The 3355-nt window shown below is 40.9% G+C and carries 3 protein-coding genes; all 3 read right to left on the bottom strand.

The features are described 5' to 3' along the window. Nucleotides 1–704: IS21-like element helper ATPase IstB (gene istB / locus LHW48_09060; GenBank protein ID MCB5260599.1), on the bottom strand; the 704-nt coding region annotated here is incomplete at its 3' end. An 18-nt stretch (nt 705–722) separates the two neighbouring features. After that, nucleotides 723–2270, bottom strand: coding sequence for an IS21 family transposase (gene istA, locus LHW48_09055; protein MCB5260598.1), 1548 nt, complete (start codon nt 2268–2270; stop codon nt 723–725). 317 nt (nt 2271–2587) lie between these two features. Beyond that, a partial coding sequence (locus LHW48_09050) for a hypothetical protein (GenBank protein MCB5260597.1) occupies nt 2588–3355 on the bottom strand: 768 nt, incomplete at its 5' end.

The following is a 3355-nucleotide window of genomic DNA, read 5'->3' as shown; positions in this document are numbered from 1 at the left end:
TCCCCCTTGAGATCAATTCTATGAGATGAGTTTATAATTCTATCCAAAATAGCATCCGCAATCGTTCCTTCTCCAATGATGTCGTACCAAACGGATACGGGTATTTGGGAGGATATAATTGTTGACTCCCTACTATACCTGTCGTCGATAATGTCCATTAATATTTCTCGGGTGCTATTATCAAATGCGTGTAATCCAAAATCATCTAAAATAAGAAGGTTTACCTTTTGAAGTTTCTGGAGCTCGCGGATGTATGTACCATCAGCCTTTGATAGCTTTAATTTGGCAAATAAACGGGCCGTATTTGAATACATAACCTTGTGCCCTTCAAAACATGATTTATACCCTAAAGCCTGAGCGATAAAGCTTTTACCAACCCCCGAAGCGCCTGTTATGATAATATTTTCACTCCTTTTTAAAAAGTCTAGGGTGGCCAGTCGGTTAAACATATTCCTGTCCAGGTTTCGAGTGGCACTAAAATCAATCTCGGTTATATCCGTTTTTTGACGAAATCCCGCTTGTTTTATCAGCCTCTCTATTTTTTGATTCTGCTTGTTTTCCCATTCATGATCGGTCAGCAATGCCAGGTACTCATCGGGCGTGCTCTCGTTTAGCTGGTTGTTTTTCACATACCTAAGATGTAGTTCAGCCATGGCATTGAGTCGCATTTGCTTTAGCTTCTCTACGGTTTGATTGTTGTTCATTCGTGCTGTTTTTAGTGATTATTTGTAATTTGATGCTCCCCGGATATTTTCATGCTTCGGAATATGGGGATCTGTTGCTAGTTCCATTATGAGCGGTTCCTTGTCCTTGCCGTTTTTCAAAATGTTGCTAATGTGTTTATACGAATCGGTGCCCAGGTACAGGGCTCGTTTACAGGCGCTGTTTAATCTTTCCGAGCCGTATACCCGGTGGAGCTGGATAATTCCCATGGCCCGCTTGTAGAATATTTCAGGATAATCACGGTTTGTTACCAGCGCGTCAATAATGGCCATAACGTCATTGCCGTGTTTTGATGCCAGCTTCCTGAAGTAATCAGGACTCCATTCGGTATAAGCCTTGTGGGTGCTGCTTAGATGGTCCTTGTTGGTATTGTAAACGCCCATGCTTGGATTACGCTTATGAAAAGCAATCCGTTGATAATCGTAGTAGATCTCAACCGTTGATTTGGTGTAATGAATTAGGGTTGTTTTGCCGATATAGCGGTAGGGTACGCTGTAGTAGCTCTTGTCGGGCGAGAAGTAAACGTACCCAATCTTCTGCACTTTGGCTCGCCTGTAATCCTTAATCTCGTATCGTTCAGCTGGCAGAGGCTTTAAGTAACCACGCTCCACTGATTGGAATAGCTCTTTTCGGCTCGCCTGCTTGCGTTGAAAAAGCAGGTTGTTGTAATCAGCCAATCGCCTTCTTACTTCACGGTTCAGGTCTTCGAGCGAGAAGAAAACCATCTCACGCATGGGGTAGTAAATTCGCTGGTAAACCAGCTGAACCGCATTTTCAACCAGCGCTTTATCCTGTGGAGAGTAGCTTCGGGTGGGGTTGATTACGCAGCTATAGTGTAGGGCAAAATCTTTAAACGTCCGGTTGATATCCGCCTCATACTTGCTGGCCCTTGTAACGGCCGACTTCAAATTATCCGAGACAATGGCTTTTGGAACACCGCCGAAAAATGAAAAGGTATTCCCCATACTACCTATCATATCCTCACGCTTTTGGCTCATGGTAGCCTCGGCATAGGTGTATTGACTGCTGGGCAAAATTGCGATGAACATTTCAACGGGAATGCGCTTTCCGGTCTCCCTGTCTACGATGTGTAGTTTTTTGCCCGCGTAGTCGATAAAAACCTCTTTCCCCGCCTCATGCTCGAGCTTCATCGAGCCCTTAACCTTAGCGAACTTCCGCTTATAGTGCTCCATAAACTGGGTGTAGCTGTAGGGGTTGGCGACCTCTTGCTTGTACTGGTTATGGTGAAACAAAAAGGTGAAGCCCGGGTGATTGCGTGCCGCATTCACCTTATCGAAATAGAGCATCAGCTGGTCGAACCGTGGGTTCCGAATCGTTGTTTTTGAGGTAAAAAGTTCTTCTAGCTGCGCGTTTTCCATTTTCAAAAGCTCATCGAAATGATGGCCGCATGCCTTAAAGAAATGAATGTAGGTATTTACCGTATTGCGAGAAATGTCGAGCATCTCGCCAATTTGTCGGTTGCTCATACCGTCCCTTTTTAGGGTAATAATCTGTTTTAAATCCATCGGATCAAGCGTGTTAGCCATATCACATTTTTTTTCTTGCGATATAGCGGTTTATACTTGATCTTCCAAAGTGGCACAAAACGAACCGTTTTTGAAACGGGGCCGGGCACCGGGTGGCACAAAACGAACCGTTACCTTTTCGAATTCATTATGCCTTAATGCTAAAAAATGGCACAGTTTGAACCGAAATCACTGGCACTATGCGACCGAAATCACTGGCACAAAACGAACTGGAATAGCCAAATAATTCCAAACCTTTCATCACTGTTCAGATAGCAGTATGGCTCAAGATAAAGCCAATGTTTTTTAGAAGTTCCCATCATCAACAAAATAAAGTATTAAACAAATATGATATCATTTACAATCTCATTAAACATCTCCCTATTTTTTTCTAATCGGGATAGAATTGTCGAGCATTTTTTTGAAAAATCTTCATAATTTAAGTAGCCAGGGCATTGGACATTTTTATTTTCTATATCATCAATTAAGTATAAACAATGCGGGCAACTCTCAAGCATATAGCACGATGAACATGACTTACTTATGTTGTCAAGGTATCTATTAAAAGTTTCTACTATAAATTTTGAATTTAAGCGGATTGTTTTGTTAATAACATTTCCAAATGAGTATTTATAATCAATTTTTTCGCATGTATGTATGCTGCCATCTGTGGTGATAAACATTTTACGCCCAAAAGGGAAGCATGTGCCAGTTGGGAAAAGTGTGGCATTACTAGAGAAGAGTTCAGAATAGTCTTCAAAAAAAGTTCCTCCATACTGTTTACAAAAGATAAAAGTGTCCCTTATTTCAGGAGACTTTGCGCCTAGCTCTGTAACTATCCTATTCAGGTTGTTTGACCGATTAATACTATCAATATAGTCATGGTAAATATTTTTAAACTCTTCAGTCTTTTCTGGTAGAATTCCAGATGTATTCAGTGGTGCAATCATAGGAACCTTGTCAAAATTGTTTTTAAAGAAATACATTATGCTTTCTACAGAATTTTTATTGTGTAAAACCGCAATGAAGTTCACATATTCTTTAAAAAAATCCGGATACTTTTCTTTTATTAATTTCACATTAGAAATTATTGCTGGAAAACTATT

It is taken from the genome of Candidatus Cloacimonadota bacterium, from assembly GCA_020532355.1.
Taxonomy (GTDB): domain Bacteria; phylum Cloacimonadota; class Cloacimonadia; order Cloacimonadales; family Cloacimonadaceae; genus UBA5456.
The sequence above is the reverse complement of the archived record's forward strand: the minus strand, read 5'-3'. Positions and strand labels throughout refer to the sequence as shown.